This window comes from Acinetobacter sp. YH16052, from assembly GCF_013417155.1.
GTDB lineage: Bacteria > Pseudomonadota > Gammaproteobacteria > Pseudomonadales > Moraxellaceae > Acinetobacter.
Genome location: NZ_VPEO01000008.1, coordinates 29,278 through 45,982 on the forward strand (window position 1 = coordinate 29,278; position 16,705 = coordinate 45,982).

17 protein-coding genes are annotated in these 16,705 nt (G+C 44.4%); 6 read left to right on the forward strand and 11 right to left on the reverse strand.

All coding sequences use genetic code 11. The features are described 5' to 3' along the window. Nucleotides 1-2 precede the first annotated feature (2 nt). From FTV42_RS07255 to dnaJ, 3 genes are all read left to right on the forward strand, one after another. A complete protein-coding gene (locus FTV42_RS07255) occupies nt 3-3,140 on the forward strand; it encodes an efflux RND transporter permease subunit (RefSeq protein WP_180038277.1) in 3,138 nt (1,045 codons plus the stop codon). 131 nt (nt 3,141-3,271) lie between these two features. Further along, on the forward strand, nt 3,272-3,649 hold the full coding sequence (locus tag FTV42_RS07260; RefSeq protein ID WP_005245471.1) for a hypothetical protein: 378 nt from the start codon (nt 3,272-3,274) through the stop codon (nt 3,647-3,649). A 104-nt stretch (nt 3,650-3,753) separates the two neighbouring features. Next, entirely contained in the window at nt 3,754-4,872 is a 1,119-nt protein-coding gene (dnaJ, locus tag FTV42_RS07265) for a molecular chaperone DnaJ (RefSeq protein ID WP_005104999.1), read from the forward strand. 155 nt (nt 4,873-5,027) lie between these two features. Here the strand turns inward: dnaJ and FTV42_RS07270 are convergent, their stop codons facing one another. Then, nucleotides 5,028-5,492 (reverse strand): SMI1/KNR4 family protein, encoded by a 465-nt coding sequence (locus tag FTV42_RS07270; protein ID WP_180038279.1) that lies wholly within the window; start codon nt 5,490-5,492, stop codon nt 5,028-5,030. A 121-nt stretch (nt 5,493-5,613) separates the two neighbouring features. Between FTV42_RS07270 and FTV42_RS07275 the strand changes: the two genes are divergently transcribed. The 3 genes from FTV42_RS07275 (at nt 5,614) to FTV42_RS07285 (ending at nt 8,394) form a co-directional block, all read left to right on the forward strand. Continuing rightward, a complete protein-coding gene (locus FTV42_RS07275; RefSeq protein WP_180038281.1) occupies nt 5,614-6,555 on the forward strand; it encodes an ankyrin repeat domain-containing protein in 942 nt (313 codons plus the stop codon). Nucleotides 6,556-6,871: 316 nt separating this feature from the next. Beyond that, nucleotides 6,872-7,693: a 4-hydroxy-tetrahydrodipicolinate reductase gene (gene dapB / locus FTV42_RS07280; RefSeq protein WP_180038283.1), complete on the forward strand. Its 822-nt coding sequence runs from the start codon at nt 6,872-6,874 to the stop codon at nt 7,691-7,693. A gap of 56 nt (nt 7,694-7,749) precedes the next feature. Next, the gene (locus FTV42_RS07285; RefSeq protein WP_180038285.1) at nt 7,750-8,394 is read left to right on the forward strand and encodes an START domain-containing protein; all 645 of its coding nucleotides are present in this window, start codon (nt 7,750-7,752) and stop codon (nt 8,392-8,394) included. Between the two features lie 48 nt (nt 8,395-8,442). Here the strand turns inward: FTV42_RS07285 and FTV42_RS07290 are convergent, their stop codons facing one another. The 10 genes from FTV42_RS07290 to FTV42_RS07335 all read right to left on the reverse strand — a co-directional run bounded on the left by FTV42_RS07290 (nt 8,443) and on the right by FTV42_RS07335 (nt 16,611). Then, nucleotides 8,443-9,471, reverse strand: coding sequence for an NAD(P)-dependent alcohol dehydrogenase (locus FTV42_RS07290; RefSeq protein WP_180038287.1), 1,029 nt, complete (start codon nt 9,469-9,471; stop codon nt 8,443-8,445). Between the two features lie 5 nt (nt 9,472-9,476). After that, the gene (locus FTV42_RS07295) at nt 9,477-10,058 is read right to left on the reverse strand and encodes a DNA-3-methyladenine glycosylase I (protein ID WP_180038289.1); all 582 of its coding nucleotides are present in this window, start codon (nt 10,056-10,058) and stop codon (nt 9,477-9,479) included. Nucleotides 10,059-10,082: 24 nt separating this feature from the next. Further along, entirely contained in the window at nt 10,083-10,328 is a 246-nt protein-coding gene (locus tag FTV42_RS07300; RefSeq protein ID WP_004647674.1) for a hypothetical protein, read from the reverse strand. A gap of 15 nt (nt 10,329-10,343) precedes the next feature. Beyond that, nucleotides 10,344-10,886 carry a M23 family metallopeptidase gene (locus FTV42_RS07305; RefSeq protein WP_180038291.1) on the reverse strand — a complete coding sequence of 181 codons (543 nt, stop codon included), beginning with the start codon at nt 10,884-10,886 and terminating at the stop codon, nt 10,344-10,346. A gap of 69 nt (nt 10,887-10,955) precedes the next feature. Beyond that, nucleotides 10,956-11,984: an A/G-specific adenine glycosylase gene (mutY, locus tag FTV42_RS07310; protein WP_218946955.1), complete on the reverse strand. Its 1,029-nt coding sequence runs from the start codon at nt 11,982-11,984 to the stop codon at nt 10,956-10,958. A gap of 162 nt (nt 11,985-12,146) precedes the next feature. Continuing rightward, nucleotides 12,147-12,506 (reverse strand): HIT family protein, encoded by a 360-nt coding sequence (locus FTV42_RS07315; RefSeq protein ID WP_026055739.1) that lies wholly within the window; start codon nt 12,504-12,506, stop codon nt 12,147-12,149. 94 nt (nt 12,507-12,600) lie between these two features. After that, complete coding sequence (locus tag FTV42_RS07320) at nt 12,601-13,335, reverse strand: dienelactone hydrolase family protein (RefSeq protein WP_180038295.1); 735 nt, start codon at nt 13,333-13,335, stop codon at nt 12,601-12,603. A gap of 163 nt (nt 13,336-13,498) precedes the next feature. Next, nucleotides 13,499-14,188: an FKBP-type peptidyl-prolyl cis-trans isomerase gene (locus FTV42_RS07325; protein WP_180038297.1), complete on the reverse strand. Its 690-nt coding sequence runs from the start codon at nt 14,186-14,188 to the stop codon at nt 13,499-13,501. A 48-nt stretch (nt 14,189-14,236) separates the two neighbouring features. Then, the gene (locus FTV42_RS07330) at nt 14,237-14,941 is read right to left on the reverse strand and encodes an FKBP-type peptidyl-prolyl cis-trans isomerase (protein WP_180038299.1); all 705 of its coding nucleotides are present in this window, start codon (nt 14,939-14,941) and stop codon (nt 14,237-14,239) included. 233 nt (nt 14,942-15,174) lie between these two features. Next, nucleotides 15,175-16,611: a capsule assembly Wzi family protein gene (locus tag FTV42_RS07335; protein WP_180038301.1), complete on the reverse strand. Its 1,437-nt coding sequence runs from the start codon at nt 16,609-16,611 to the stop codon at nt 15,175-15,177. Between the last annotated feature and the right edge of the window lie 94 nt (nt 16,612-16,705).

Below are 16,705 nucleotides of genomic sequence, written 5' to 3' on the forward strand. Positions count from 1 at the left end.
GCATGAACTTTAACCTGTCGGAATGGGCCTTAAAAAATAAAGGTCTGGTGCTGTATTTTATGATCTTGCTGGGTCTGATCGGTATCGTCTCTTATTCCAAACTGTCACAAAGTGAAGACCCGCCTTTTACCTTTAAAGTCATGGTGATCCAGACCTATTGGCCGGGTGCCAGTGCCAAAGAAGTATCCCTACAGGTCACTGACCGGATTGAAAAGGAACTGATGACCACGGGACAGTATGACCGCATCATGGCCTATTCGCGCCCGGGTGAATCCATGGTGACTTTTGTTGCCAAGGATTCCCTGGCTTCGAAAGATGTGGCTGATGTCTGGTATAACGTGCGCAAGAAGGTGGGCGATATCCGGCATGAATTGCCACAAGGGGTGCAAGGTCCGTTCTTTAATGATGAATTCGGCGATACCTTTGGCAATATTTATGTGCTCAAGGGTAAAGACTTTGATTATGCCACTTTAAAAGAATACGCTGACCGTTTGCAGCTGCAACTGCAACGGGTCAAAGATGTGGCCAAAGTTGAGCTGATTGGCCTGCAAGACCAGAAAATCTGGATTGAGATTTCCAATACCAAGGCCATTCAGCTGGGCGTTCCAGTCATGGCGATTCAGCAAGCCCTGCAGCAGCAAAATGCCACCACCCAGTCCGGTTTTTTTGAAACCGGTTCAGACCGGATTCAGGTGCGGGTCAGTGGTGCATTAAACAGTGTTGAAGAATTAAGACAGATGCCGCTGCTGGTCAATGGCAAAACTATTCAGCTGGGAGATGTCGCAGAAGTCTATCGTGGCTTTAGTGATCCGGCCCAGCCCCGGATGCGCTTTATGGGCGAAAACGGCATTGGTATTGCTGTATCGATGCGTAAGGGTGGGGACATCATTGCTTTGGGTAAGAATCTGGAACAGGAATTCGCCCGTCTGCAAAAAGCCCTGCCACTCGGCATGGAGCTGCAAAAAGTCTCCGACCAGCCGGTGGCAGTCAAACGCAGTATTAACGAATTTATGAAAGTGCTGGCAGAAGCGGTGATTATCGTATTGCTGGTCAGTTTTTTCTCGCTCGGTTTCCGGACCGGTCTGGTGGTGGCTTTCTCGATTCCGCTGGTGCTGGCCATGACCTTTGCCGGTATGCAGCTGTTTGATGTCGGACTGCATAAAATTTCCTTGGGGGCCCTGATTCTGGCCCTCGGTCTTTTGGTCGATGATGCCATTATTGCGATTGAAATGATGGCGATTAAAATGGAGCAGGGTTATAGCCGTTTACAGGCTGCCGGGCATGCCTGGCGCACCACGGCTTTTCCGATGCTGACCGGGACCCTGATTACCGCTGCCGGTTTTCTACCGATCGCCACTGCAGCCTCGAGTACCGGGGAATATACTCGTTCGATTTTCCAGGTAGTGACCATCGCATTGCTGGTGTCCTGGCTGGCCGCGGTACTGTTTGTGCCATATTTAGGCGATAAACTTCTGCCGGATTTCAACAAAGATTTAATTCAAAAAGCGCCGTGGTATCAGCGTCTCTGGGCACGTCTGCGTAAACAGCCGGAACCTCAGCCGATGGTGCATCATGCCGGCGAACATTATGACCCTTATCAAACCCGGTTTTATCAGGGCTTTCGCCGTTGGGTCAATGCCTGTGTGACCTATCGTAAAACTGTTATTGCTGCCACGGTCGGAATTTTTATTCTGTCTATTTTAATGTTTAAGCTGGTGCCGCAGCAGTTTTTCCCGCCCTCGAACCGGGCTGAAATTCTGGTGGATCTCAAACTTGAAGAAGGTGCTTCCCTCAAAGCCACTGAAGCTGCAGTAAAAAAAGTCGAAGCCTTTTTATCGAAACAAGAGGGCATTGATAACTATGTGGCTTATGTCGGGATGGGCTCTCCACGTTTCTATTTACCGCTCGATCAGCAGTTGCCGCAAACCAGTTTTGCCCAGTTTGTGGTATTGGCTTCATCGCTGGAAGATCGTAATGAAATCCGCAAATCCTTAAGTGACCAGATTCGAAAGTTATTGCCAGAAGTGCGTACCCGGGTGTCCTTGCTGGAAAATGGCCCGCCTGTGGGCTATCCCCTACAATTCCGGGTGTCGGGTGAAGATCTAGGATTAGTCCGTGAATGGGCGCAGAAAGTTGCAGCCACCGTGGGAGAAAATCCGAATACCACCAATGTGCATCTGGACTGGGGGGAGCCGAGCAAAGTCATCAAATTGCAGATTGATCAGGATCGTGCCCGTCAGTTGGGGGTGAGCAGCAGTGAACTGGCCAATGTACTCAACAGCTCGATTTTGGGGGCCGGCATTGATCAGTATCGGGAAAAACGTGAACTGATTGAGATCCGTTTGCGTGGTGCGCAGGCTGAACGGGTGGAAGTAGCATCTTTAGCCAGTCTGGCTATTCCGACCGCAACCGGTACATCGGTACCTTTGGCGCAACTTGCCAAAATTGAATACAGCTTTGAAGAAGGTTTGATCTGGCATCGGAATCGTTTACCGACTATTACCGTGCGTGCCGACATTCGCAGCACATTGCAGCCCGCTACTGTGGTCAATCAACTCAAAGAGCCACTGGAAAAAATCCGGTCAGAGCTACCAAATGGCTATCTGCTGCAAGTGGGCGGTACAGTTGAAGAATCAGCTCGTGGACAGAACTCGGTTAATGCAGGAATGCCACTCTTTTTGGCGGTGGTGATGACCTTGCTGATGATTCAGCTCAAGAGCATCTCACGGGCCTTTATTGTGTTCCTGACCGCGCCTTTGGGCATTATCGGAGTGGTGTTATTCCTGTTAATTTTCAATAAACCTTTCGGTTTTGTTGCGATGCTCGGGACGATTGCATTATCCGGAATGATCATGCGCAACTCGCTCATTCTGATTGACCAGATTGAGCAGGATATTCAGGCCGGAGAGTCGCAGTGGGATGCCATCATCAATGCCACGGTACGCCGTTGTCGTCCGATCGTATTGACCGCACTGGCTGCAGTTCTGGCGATGATTCCCTTGTCCCGCAGTATTTTCTTCGGGCCAATGGCGGTGGCGATTATGGGTGGTTTGATTGTGGCGACACTTCTGACCCTGTTTTTCCTGCCTGCACTATATGCACAGTGGTTTAAAGTGAAAAAAAGTTTAAATTCTGTTTAAATTTGTCATAATTTCAGGTGCGAAATTTGGAAATTTTCAATATAGTAGCACCTGAGATTTTTATAATTTAAAAAAATAAGTAATTGCTGCATTGGCCGAGCTGCCAATACGGTAACGAGGTTGAACCGAACATGACTCAAGATACATTAACCAAGATGCGACGTTCCGTAGCAATGGCTTATGTCTTCATGTTTTTGGCCTTATTTACCTTGTTTAGTGGACTATTGGCTTACTGGTTCGCACGTAAAGTCACTCAAGTTGATTATGCTGAAGTCTGGTTACAGGCACAGGCACTGTGGATCATGCGCAATATCGTGATTTATACCATTTTGGCGATCTTTGCTGCACTGTGGTTTATTCCCCTGTTTTTCTTTGCCTGGGACAGCCAGCTCTGGGTTAAAGCCTGTGTAGTGACCGGCGTGATTTTCAGCTTTATTGCCTTTATTTTCCTGATCAATGCCTGGTTTAAAGGCATCCATAAATTCTCTCAAAACAAAGCTGTGTTCTAAAGCGTATAATTTTTTTCATATTTCCCCTTGTAAAACTCGGTTTGACCCCAATTTCAGACCTCAGTTGAATATTAAACAAAATTCCGTGAGGAGCATCGCCAGACATGGCTAAACGTGATTATTATGAGGTTTTGGGCGTCGCTAAAACCGCTAGTGATGATGAAATCAAAAAAGCCTACCGTAAGTTGGCGATGAAATATCATCCAGACCGTAACCCGGACAATGCTGAAGCTGAAGAGAAATTCAAAGAAGCAGCAGAAGCCTATGAAGTGCTCTCTGATGGTGAAAAGCGCAGCATGTACGACCGTATGGGTCACCAGGCCTTTGAAGGTGGTATGGGCGGTGGTGGCGGCTTCGGCGGTGGTTTCAGCGCAGAAGACATTTTCAGCCAGTTCGGTGATATTTTCGGTGGTGCTTTTGGTGGCGGCGGTGGTCGTGGCCAGCAACGCGCACGCCGTGGTTCCGACTTACGCTATGTAATGGAACTGACCCTGGAAGAAGCGGTCAAAGGCGTCAAGAAAACCATTACCTTTACTGCACCGGCACCGTGTGATGCCTGTGATGGTAAGGGTTCAAAAAATCCAAACGATGTAGAAACCTGCCGTACCTGTCATGGTGCCGGTCAAGTGCGCATGCAGCAAGGTTTCTTCTCGGTACAGCAAACCTGTAGTACCTGTCGCGGTCAGGGCAAGATCATCAAGAACCCATGTAATAAATGTCATGGTTCGGGGGTGTCGGATCGTCAGCAAACTCTGGAAGTCACGATTCCTGCAGGTGTGGACAATGGCGACCGCGTACGCTTGACCGGTAAGGGTGAAGCAATTCGTGATGGTCAGTCAGGTGACTTGTACGTAGAAGTTGTGGTGCGTGAGCATGAAATCTTCCAGCGTGATGGCGCTGACCTGTATATGGATGTGCCGGTATCGATTGCTGATGCAGCCTTAGGTAAGGAAGTTCAGATTCCTACGCTAGATGGCCGTGTTAGCCTGAAAATTCCGGAAGGTACGCAAACAGGTAAACTGTTCCGTTTACGCGGTAAGGGTGTTAAACCGGTACGTACCAGCATGCAAGGTGACTTGCTGTGCCGTATTGTGGTGGAAACTCCAGTGAATTTAAGTGCACGTCAACGTGAACTGTTGAAAGAACTGCAAGAAACCATGGATGGTGAAGACAGCAAATCATCACCAAAGAAAAAATCATTCTTTGATCGTTTGTTTGACTGATCATAAATAGAGAAAAAGGACGCGAAAGCGTCCTTTTTTGCACTTTAAATTTATACTATGATAGAAATAGAATTAGGTGCTTGAAATGGGTTCTAACAATGGGATTTCGCATAAGAGATTTTATGTTAAATATAGTCTCAGGCTAATAATTTCAACTATCTTAGTAAACTCAAAAAATTATCAAAACTATCAGATACTTCTACTAATTTTAATTTGGGTTGTCCATGTTGATCTTTAATATACTGATCATGGTACATAAGAACTACTTTCGGATTATTAACGTCAGATCTGTAGTCAAATCCGATATAGTCACCACAACCATTTAGTCCAAAAATGACTATCCTATCGTGGCCATATATATCCTGATCTTGACAGTTTTCAATATGATCACCTCCTATATCCTTTCCAAAACAACAAAAGGCTATGCTAGATTCTCCAACTTCATTGTTAGAATCAGGATATTCAAAGCTATTCTCAATAAATTGCACCCCATTGTGAGAAGTAAGCAGATTTTTATAACTTAAAGGGAAATTAATTTTATTATCTTGCTCAAAATTTTCTATGACCTTTACGTCGATTGATCCGAAGTCATACATAATATTTAAATTTTGATAAAGCATTTGATTTTTTACCTGCTAAGAGTAACGAAATCTCGTATAACAACCATTATGTTAAATGGTATCAATATTCGAGAAATTTTCTTTTATACTAAATGAAAATTTATGATATTTGACTCAACTTATGAATCCAACAATCGAGACAATTTTAAGAAAATTAGACAGCTTAAAGCTCACTCAAGATTTTTTCTTTGTGATGAATAAAACCACTCATTTAAGGTATGCAACTATTTATGAAACAGATGGAATAGGATTCAGAAATCTAGGAAATGCTGAAGATATATTTCAAGAAATACATGATCTTATGGATAATGATGAATTAGATAATGGCATCTACAGTTATTATTCTATTGATAAAAAAATAATCCACCACACTAACTACAATCCTGAATTATTTTGGGATGATGCAATGGAATTAGTCCTATATCAAACTTATGGAGTAATTCCGTTTGATACTGAACGAAAAGCTCAATTAGAAGAAAGCCTTTCACAAGAAAAAATAAAGGAAACGCTTGTATATGCTTGCCATCTTAACTTAGTAGATCAGATAGATTTGTTGCTTTCAAAAAAAATAAGTAAAGGTGAATTAAATAGAGATCTCAAAGGAATAGGAACACCTTTAGGTTTGAGCATTCAGGAAAATAATGCTGATTTAGCTAAAAAACTCTTAGAGCTCGGTGCAGATCCAAAGAAAAAGTCATTTGCCTACACGCCACTTGAATTGGCATTTAGATATTCAGATGAAATGGTTTTTTATTTTTTTGATCATTTTAAAGAGTATTTTATTAAGACAGTGACACAAAAGGGCTTAGCTATTGCTGGGCTCAATCAGAATGCTGAAATTTATAAATTACTGATAGATTTAGGTTGTGATCCACTAGGTAAAGATCCAGTTTTCCAAATGCCGCATGTTTTTGTAGATTATAATAATTTATACGGATTGCAGTTCTTAGCTGAATATGGAATAGATATGAAACATAAAAATAAATACAAGGAAACAGCATTTGAAAGAGCACAGAAACAAGGGAAAACTGAACTAATAAAGTACCTAGAAGCTTTTAATTAGTTTCTCTAAAATTAACATAATACACCTTATACGAAATGCTATTGATTTTATATTTTAAATCATAGCCTTATCTCACATAAAAAAGCCCAATCACCATCGATTGGGCTTTTTTATGGATTTCTCACGTTTCATGCTTAATATTTAAACAATGTTCCACAACTTTATAAAGGCAATCTAATCAGAAAATTCTAGATATATAAAAATCGCTCATAACACCTTTCATATCTTTTTATTGATTTTTATGCAATGCATCTTAGTGTTATTCCGCAGTTTTGCTATAGTAAGAGCAATTTTGGATCAACATCAGGACTATGTTATGTCAGCTACACCACGCATTGGGATCTTGGGTGCAGGCGGTCGTATGGGGCGTATCCTTATTCAGGCGGTGCATGAAGCAGGTTATCAATTGGCGGCTGCAGTAGAACGCCCTGAAAGTACACTATTAGGTGCAGATGCTGGCGAACTTGCCGGAATTGGTGCAACAGGTGTTAAGGTCGTGGGTAGCCTGACCGATGTAGTCAAAGACTGTGATGTCGTGATTGATTTCACTGCACCAGCAGCGACCGTCAATCATCTGAAAATCTGCCGTGAAGCCGGTGTTGCCATCGTGATTGGTACCACAGGTATGAATGACGAGCAAAAAGCCTATTTGGAGGAATCTGCGACAGAAACTCCTGTAGTTTATGCAGCGAATTATTCAGTGGGTGTGAACGTTTCGATCAAACTGCTTGAACTGGCATCTAAAGTGTTTGGTGACACGGTTGATATTGAAGTGATTGAAGCACATCACCGTCACAAAGTAGATGCGCCATCGGGTACAGCTTTGATGTGGGGTGAGGCGATTGCGGAAACTTTGGGTCGTGACCTGAAAGAAGATGCGGTATATTGCCGTGAAGGTCATACCGGTCCGCGTGAGCGTAAGAGTATTGGCTTCCAGACCATTCGCGGTGGCGATATTGTCGGTGAACATACTGCAATGTTTATTGCTGATGGGGAACGTGTGGAAATTACCCATAAAGCCACCAATCGCATGAACTTTGCTTCTGGTGCGGTACGTGCTGCGGCTTGGGTCGTAGGCCGTGAAGCGCGTAAATATGATATGAAAGACGTGCTTGGTTTTAACGATATTCAGATTTAAAACCGAGTTAAAATCATTTATAAAAAAATCTAAAATTAAAATAAGACGAATAAAAAATGCAAAAAATGATTTTCCTGCTCTGTGCAGTGGCGCTTGGCGCCATTGCGCAGGCCAAGCCTGTCGGGACGCCTAAACTCAGTATTCATAAAAATAATATCAAGGTCTGGACCTACCAGAATCAACAAAACCCGGTCTTTCTCTATAAAGCTGAAACCACCTATAATGCGCCTGTTGAAAATGCCGTGTCCCTCATTTTGAATGTCGAACATGCCGTACAGTGGGTTCCCTATATGGGTAGCATCAAAGTCCTGTCCCGCGATGATAAAAAAGGCAACTTTACCCTGTATATGGTGCTGGATTTTCCATTTCCCTTAAAAGACCGTGATCTGATTGTACAGGGCAAGATGATCAAGGAAGCCAATGGCCAGATCACCATTAAGAATAAAGCCATCCAAAGTGGTTATCCTTTAAACCCGGATTATGTGCGTTTAACCGATTATCAGGGTGACTGGACTTTCCGGAAACTGGCTAATAATAAGGTCAAGGTCTCTACCTATGGTTATGCCAATCCGGAGGGTTCCATTCCTTTGACTTTTGTGAATATGTTTGTGCAACAGCAGCCTTATCAGATGCTGCAGAAAATGAAGACCGAGCTGGCCAAGCCTTCACCTATGGCGGTCTTGCCTGAAGCTCTGCAATAAAAAAGATCCAATTTCTGGATCTTTTTAACAGCTGAAAATAGGCAGGATTTAAGCTGTAAAATCTGCTTTCAGTACAATCCGGTAACGGGCTTTGCCAGAATGCAGATGTTCAATCGCTTGGTTCAGCTGTGACATCGGGAAGACTTCGATTTGTGGCGCAATATTTTTACGTGCAGCAAATTGGAGTAACTGACGTAAAGCCGCCGGCGAACCTGTCGGTGAACCGGTAACTGACTTGGCTCCACCAATCAGCATGCCTGCCGGAATCTGCATCGGCTCAAGTGGTAAACCCAGCATATGCACAGTGCCATTCGGCGCCAAAGTTGCCAGATAAGCCTGCCAGTTCAAGGTGACATTGACGGTACTCAACAGTAAATCAAACTTGCCACGCTGGGCTTTTAATGCAGCGACATCACGACTGTTCACCACATGGTCAGCGCCCATGCCTTTCAGTTCATCAGTTTTATCCAGGTTCGAGGTGAAGGCAGTAATTTCACAGCCCCAGGCTTTCAGCAGCTTGATGGCCATATGCCCTAAACCGCCAATGCCAATTACGCCAACATGATGAATGGCCTGAATCTGATGTTTCAGGATCGGATCAAATACGGTAATCCCGCCACAGAGCAGGGGGCCGGCACTTTCAGGATCAAGATCTTCGGGTAGGGGAATGACCCATTGCCATCCGGCACGCACTTTGTCGGCAAAACCACCGGCATGTCCGACAATGGTCGCCACCTGACCGCCAGTACATAGTACCTGCTGGCCCGAAATACAAGGATCGCAATATTGGCAGCTTTCCGCTGTCCAGCCGATACCCACCCGTTGCCCAACTTTCAGGCCTTTGGCTTCTGCACCCAGATGGGTGATGGTGCCAATAATTTCGTGTCCTGCTACGACCGGATACACTGAAGAACCCCAGTCATTATTGATCACTGAAATATCGGAATGACAGAGACCGCAGTATTCTACTTTGACTTCGACCTGATGCGGCTGCAATTCTCCGGCATCAAATTGATAAGGTTCAAGTTGCGCACCTGCGGACATAGCAGCATAAGCTTGAATAATATTATTCGACATGATTTTCAGCTCTTATTTAAATGCGAGGATATTGTTTTAAAGTCACAATGATTTTCATGGTCATCGACCATACCAACGGCTTGCATAAAGGCATAGCAAATGGTGGGTCCGACAAATTTAAAACCGGCCTGTTTGAGTGCTTTAGACATCTTCTGGCTCTCAATGGTTTGAGCGGGTGCTTGCCGATAATCCACAACATCATTATTCAATCGCGGTTGCTGGGCAAAAGACCAGAGCCATTCCACCAGATTGATCCCTTGCTGCTGTAGCTTAAGCCATGCTTGGGCATTTTCCCGAATGGCATTGAGTTTACCGCGATGTCGTATCAGGCTAGCATCTTCAAGTTTTATTTGGAGTTGTTGATCTGTAAGTGAGGCGATAGATTCAATCGAATATTGGAAAAAATGTTCACGATAAGCTTCACGTTTTTTAAGAACAGTAATCCAGGCCAGACCGGCCTGCTGTCCTTCCAGACACAGCATTTCAAACAGGCGATTTTCATCCAGCAGGGCCTGTCCCCATTCCTGGTCATGGTAGGTGATATACAGCGGATCATCGGAGCACCAGCCACAGCGTTGCACAGTCATGTGATGCTCCTTGTTTTGATGCTTTTATAATTTAAACACAGTCCATTGATCCTGCTGATTGTCCCAATACGACAGTTCAGCCTGATCCAGATCGCTAAATTGAATCCACATATCTTTACCGGCCTTGTCGGCATAACCGGTACTGATCAGAAGCGCATCCTCGGTAATTTCCATCACCCAGCCCTGGTAAGTTTGACCATTCAATACAATTTTTTGTTGATTGCCTGATTCAGCAAATTCTACCAAACGATTGATCAACGCTTCTGACATGTAAATATCCTAAAATTAACGTAAATAGGGATAAGGATTGACCACACCGCGGCCCTTGCCCTGTAAATAGATTCCATAATGTAGATGTGGTGCAGTATGCTGGGCATTGCCGCTGTTGCCGACATAACCGATCAGCTGGCCTTTTTTGACATAGTCACCCACTTTTAAGCCACGTTTATGGCCATCCAGATGCGCATAATAATGCCAGGAGCCGCCTGGACCCAGAATCCAGACTACTTTACCACCCAAATTGTTATTACGTAAATCTGCAATCAGGCCCTCAGTTGCGCTAAAAACTTTGGTTCCACGTGGAGCCATAATATCAATACCTTCATGCAGGCGTCCGCGACTACGCGAAGCACCCCAGGTATCTGTCAATTCACGTGCCTGTACACGTGCCACCGGGATTGGTAGAGAGGACGGCACTCGCATACTTTTCAGTTTTTGCACGAGGATAGGATTGAGCTGTACAGCGGGGGATTTTTTCGGTGTACTGCTACAAGCAGCCAGCAGCACAGTAATCAAAGCAATCCACGTCAAAGCAAGGTATTGGCGCACTTTATTCATCCTTAAATATTGGCAATGCTCATGTCGAGCTGATCGATATTTTGCTTTGTCCAGACTATGTCACAGATTGACGCTAGTGATCAATTTTTTCATGGCAGTCGGAATACCGGCATCGGTTGCTGTTTGCGGACTCATCCAGCAGCCTTGCAGTTCAATCGCCACATGTTCCTGCTGATCCTGTTCTACTGCAAAAACAATCGCTTCAAGGTGCCAGGTAAAATGGGTAAAACTGTGGCTAATCTGGGTCTTTTTGACGATATTTTTAAGGCTCAGCTGCTGGCATTGCTGTTCAAATTCATATGCATTTTCAATAATCGGCAGACACCAGAGACCGCCCCAAAGACCTCTATTGGGACGTTGCTGCCAGAGCCAGTCTGTACCGGACTGGATCAGCAAGACCTGAGCAAAGCGTACCGGAACCGTTTTTTTGGCCTTCTTGAAAGGCAATTCATTTTCCAGACCTTGCTGATGAGCCTTGCAATGCTGCTGCATCGGACAATACAGACACAAAGGCTTTTTCGGTGTACAAACGGTCGCACCCAAATCCATAATCGCCTGGGTATAGTCATGATTGCGCTCGATAGGACAGAGCTGTTCCGCCAGTTGCCATAGAGCACGCTCATGCACCGGTTTGGACAGATCATCCTCAATCGCAAAGAAACGTGACAATACCCGTTTGACATTACCATCCATGATTACGCCATATTGACGTAAACCGAGTGACATCAGGGCGCCAGCGGTAGAACGGCCAATGCCGGGCAAGGCCATCCATTCTTCCAGGGTTTGAGGGAACTGCTGCTGTGCGGTTACGATGCCGGCAGCTTTATGCAGATTGCGGGCGCGGGCATAATAGCCGAGACCTGCCCAGTAGGGTGCGACCTCATCCCATGAGGCTTGACCCAAGTCCTGAACAGTCGGAAAACGCTGGATAAATCGTTCGAAATATTGCAGTACAGTTTTGACCTGGGTTTGCTGCAACATGATTTCAGAGACCCAGACTTTATAGGGATCATCTGTCACCTGCCAGGGCAAGTCATGACGACCATGCACATCAAACCATTCCAACAGGGCATCTGAAAATACAAACATGAACACATAGCAACCGAATAAGCAGCAGCTAGTATAGCGGAATCAGCAGGGTGGGAATGTGAAAAGTCGGATAAAAACGTAGATGTTCATCGAGCTTGATAGAAATTGGCTTTCATAAAAATAAATGCTCCGGAGAGCATTTATTTTTGATAAAGAATCCGGTTAATCGTTAATTCCCCAGCGCTCATCCAGCTTCAAGGTCTTGCCTGCATAACGCGGAATAATATGAATATGCAGATGTTCAACCTTTTCCTGAAAAACTTCACCGTCAATAAAACCAACATGAAAACCGGCAGGCTGGTAACGTAATTGCAGTTCATTGCGTGCCTGTTCCAGTAAAGACATCAAACTTTTACGTTCTTTGTCGGTTACTTCAAAAAATGAGGCCACATGCCGCAATGGAATAATCACACAGTGACCTTCGGACAATGAATTCGGTTCAGGCAACACCACACCATAATCATTTTTGGCAATGACATCATATTCATCAAAATTGCAGTAGGGGCAGTTGGTTTCGGCCATCATACACATTCTCCTCTGGTAGGATTTATCTTTCTTTTCTTCATGAAGTATCTGAAATATTCAGCCTGTGAACAAGCCGGATAGTTGTTTCTATTTATACCAAATGACGGTCTAGCAAGGCATACATCGCTGCCAAGCTTTTTCGTTCCGCTTCTGCATTGTAACCAAGATCCACACCATTGGCTTTGGCCCGTTCATCCGCAAGCGGGTTGCTAAAGCCATGTTTGGCATTTTCAAAAACAATCACTTCATGCTCGACTTTGGCAGCATGCATTTCCTCACGGAAACTGGCCACATCATCCAGAGTCACCATGCTGTCCAGTTCACCATGTAGCACCAGGATTTCCGCCTGTACCTGACCTTCCTGAGCAGGTGCTTTTGGTGACAGAATGGCATGGAAAGTGGCCACCGCTTTTAAAGGTGAATTAGAACGGGCCAAATCCAGTACGACTTTGCCACCGTAGCAGAAACCAATCGCTGCAAGCTTCTCAGCATTGACTTCATCCTGTGCTGCCAAAGCATTCAAAGCTGCTGTTGCACGGTTAACGACGGTGTCAGGATCTTCAAAAGTTTGCATCATCCACTGATAAGCCTGATCAGAATTGGTCGTGACTTTTTTATCCCCATACATGTCCATGGCCAAGGCCGCATAGCCATGCTCTGCAAGTTCACGGGCGCGCTGTTCGGTATATTCATTCCGGCCCCACCATTCGGGTGCGACCAGTACACCGGCAACAGGTTTATCTGTTTCTGGTGCGGCAAAATAACCAATGAATGAGCTGCCATCCTGCGCAGTATAATGAATTTCGCGAGTCTTGATTGCTGCCATGCTGACGTCCTCTATTGTTGTTGAATTGCTTGATTAAAACATAACATAGCAAAACTGATCGAAATGTGACATGAAAACCTACGATTTACGGATATTTAAGCCCATAAAAAAGAGAGGCCAATATAGAACCTCTCCGATTTTAGATCCGGAAAAATAGGACTTATTATTTAATAATTTCCAGTAATTCCACATCAAAAATTAAAGTACTGTTCGGTTCTATCACATCACCTGAACCAATCTGTCCATAGGCCAATTCGGCCGGAATGAAGAAACGATATTTGGCACCTTCTTTCATCAGCTGTAAACCTTCGGTCCAGCCGGTAATGACCTGGGTGGTACGAAATACCACGGGCTGATTACGGGCAATCGAGCTGTCAAAAACCGTACCATCGATCAAACGGCCTTCATAATGTACGCGGACATTACTATTTGCGCTCGGCGATTTACCTTTTCCTTCCTGAAGAATCTGATATTGCAAACCTGATTTTGTGGTTTTTATCCCCGGTTTTTTTGCATTTTCAGCCAGAAATGCTTGACCAATTTTGGCATTTTCATCAGCCTGCTTTTTCAGGGTAATCAGCTCTTTGGCTTCAGCCTGACGCTTAAATTGGGTCAAGACCTGCGCCATATCTTCTTCACTTAAAGTTGCCTGTTTCCCCGCGGCTGCAGCTTTTAAACCGGCACTGAAGGCATCCAGATCAATGCCTTGTAAGGAATCTGCATTGCTTTTTCCCATCAGATAACCAAAGCTGTAGCCGACCTGTTCAGCCTCAGGACTTTTATTGGTGACTTCTTTGGCAAACAGACTGCCTGAACTCAGCAGTAAAACCATCAAACTTATTTGTATTTTCATGATTAATTCTCAAAATAAAGGAGAGCGCGTTGCTCTCCTTTTCGTGGATTATTTTACTTCAATGAGTTCCACATCAAAAATCAAAGTACTGTGTGGAGGAATCGTACCTGGCACGCCCTGTTCACCATAACCGAGTTTAGATGGGATATACAGGGTTGCTTTACCGCCTTCTTTCATCAGTTGCAGACCTTCCGTCCATCCTGGAATGACTTGGTTGAGGGGGAACTCAATCGGCTCGCCACGTTCAACCGAACTGTCAAACACGGTACCATCAACCAGTTTCCCTGTGTAATGTACTTTCACGATTGAAGTTGCTGCAGGTTGCTTGCCCGTACCTTCTTTGGTCACTAAATATTGCAAACCAGATGCTGTAGTTTTTACCCCTGGTTTTTTTGCATTTTCAACCAGAAAAGTATCACTTGAGGTTTGAGCCTGCTTGGCACTGTCGACTTGCTTCTGCTGCATTTCTTTTTGGAACTGCTCATAAGCTGCTTGTAATTCTTCTTCAGTATAAGCAGGAGCAGTACGGGCATGGCCTTCTCGAACGCCTGTCACAAAGCTGTTAATATCCAGCTCAGGTGGAGTTTGATGAGCGACTTCATAACCGAGTGCATAGCTAATTTTTGAAACAGCAGAGGCATCTTTAGATGCTTTTGTGGTTTGAGCAGCTGGGTTTTGAGTTGCATAGTAAACAGGTACTAGCGCGGCACCGCCTAAAAGAACAGCGACAGCAATCGGTAAGGCCTTACTCATGTATTATTCCAATCTAATGTTATCGTTGAGGTTCATTCCATCTTAGCAGAAAATTTTGAGAAATCTTGCAGAATGGGTGGTTTTTTAGCAAGCGGACACCGCAATTATGTTGAAGTTTAAAGAGATAAAAAAACCAGCAATAGCTGGTTTTGTTATTTTTCAGATTTTAATCATTGTTCGAGAATGTCTAGGAACAAAGATTGCTCTAACCGAAATTGTATTTTGCAAAGAGCTTAGTAAGAAAACAAGCTTTTTTCTAAAGGAAATTCAATTCCAATCGATGCACCACCATCATTACCACGTAAGTCTGAATCACTGATCCAGCCATTTAGTTTCAGTGGAATATCTGGGCGTAAATAATGTGTCCAGCTCACATCAACAGCTTTTAATTCATCTTGGATTGGAAAAGCTAAATTAGTAGTTCGGTTGGATTCATTCAACTTGGCAAACAGCACTCGAGCATTAACACGGTTCAGGCGATCGAAACGAATATCACCGCCTACTGAAATCATTTGACCATCACCACCTATCGCATGTGCTAATGGGTAACCATGCTGATAAAAACCATCGGTATAAACATGGTGGTTGTATGAAATACCATCAGCACTACCATTACTACGGGTATCTGTCCATTCGGTATACAGCTGGAAAGGCATATTATTATAGCTAGCAGAATAATCGACTCCAGCCAGATACATTTTTTTGGCTGGTAAGCCGCCCGCTTCATCTTCACCAACATATTGTGCATACATCCCCATTGGGACTTGCAACAGTGGTTGTAGATTTAAGCGCGCATCAAAACCTGCAATTTGGTTAGACTTATCATCATCACTATTATCAAAGTTATCATTGCCTTTTATAGCATTCCAGAGTGTAGACAGACTTTCTGAACGGTCACCACCACCCCATTGCATAGCACGCGATGCACCCAGCTCCAAATAGGGTAAAGGTTGTGCGGTGACACGTAAGCCAATCAGTTTGGCATCAGGTATAGCATCGTAGTCATCCAGTTGTCCGGCAAAGGCTTGATATTGCCAAGGTCCAATCCAAGATAGCCATTTGCTTGCAAAAGCATGCTGTTCGGCACGCTGCATGGTCACACCATACACAGGACGACTGGCATCACCCCGAATTAAGCTGCCATCATGACCAGGTCCCCAGTAGGTCGGAATTTGTCCAGCAATCAGCCATTGATTCCATAATTTACCTGCAAGGTAAGACCCTTCAATATTCACATCTTGATCATTATCAATCTGGGGATCTTTTTCTGCATTGATACGAAGTCTGGCATCCCAATTCTGATTGCCTGTATTCAACTCTACACCCGCCTGGTATTGCGCTTTTTGCTGATCGCCAAAGGCTTGAGGAATATTTTTTTGATCTGTCTCTGCAAATAGTGATGCTTTAAGTAACTGGTTGTTGGTATTCAAATGAGCCATGACTGAATCAATGACTCTTTGCTGATTATTATTGCTGACTTGGGCCTGAGAAAGGGCGCGTTGGATTTCATCACCACTCATTGGCCAGGTCGAAGTGCTAACTTGAATCACACCTTGCTGATTTAACCAGTTTAAATCGGTGCGCAGGTTTTGGTCATTTAAAACGATGCCTTGAGCAAAGGTTAGTGAGGAGCTTAATGCCAAGCTGGCGAGCAGTGTTTTAAGTAACATTTTTGTATATTCTCAGGAGTTTTAAACTGTAACCAAGATAGGGTTTTTAGTTGATTTTTTCAACAATGAACATTTGGAATAAATGTGATAGAGA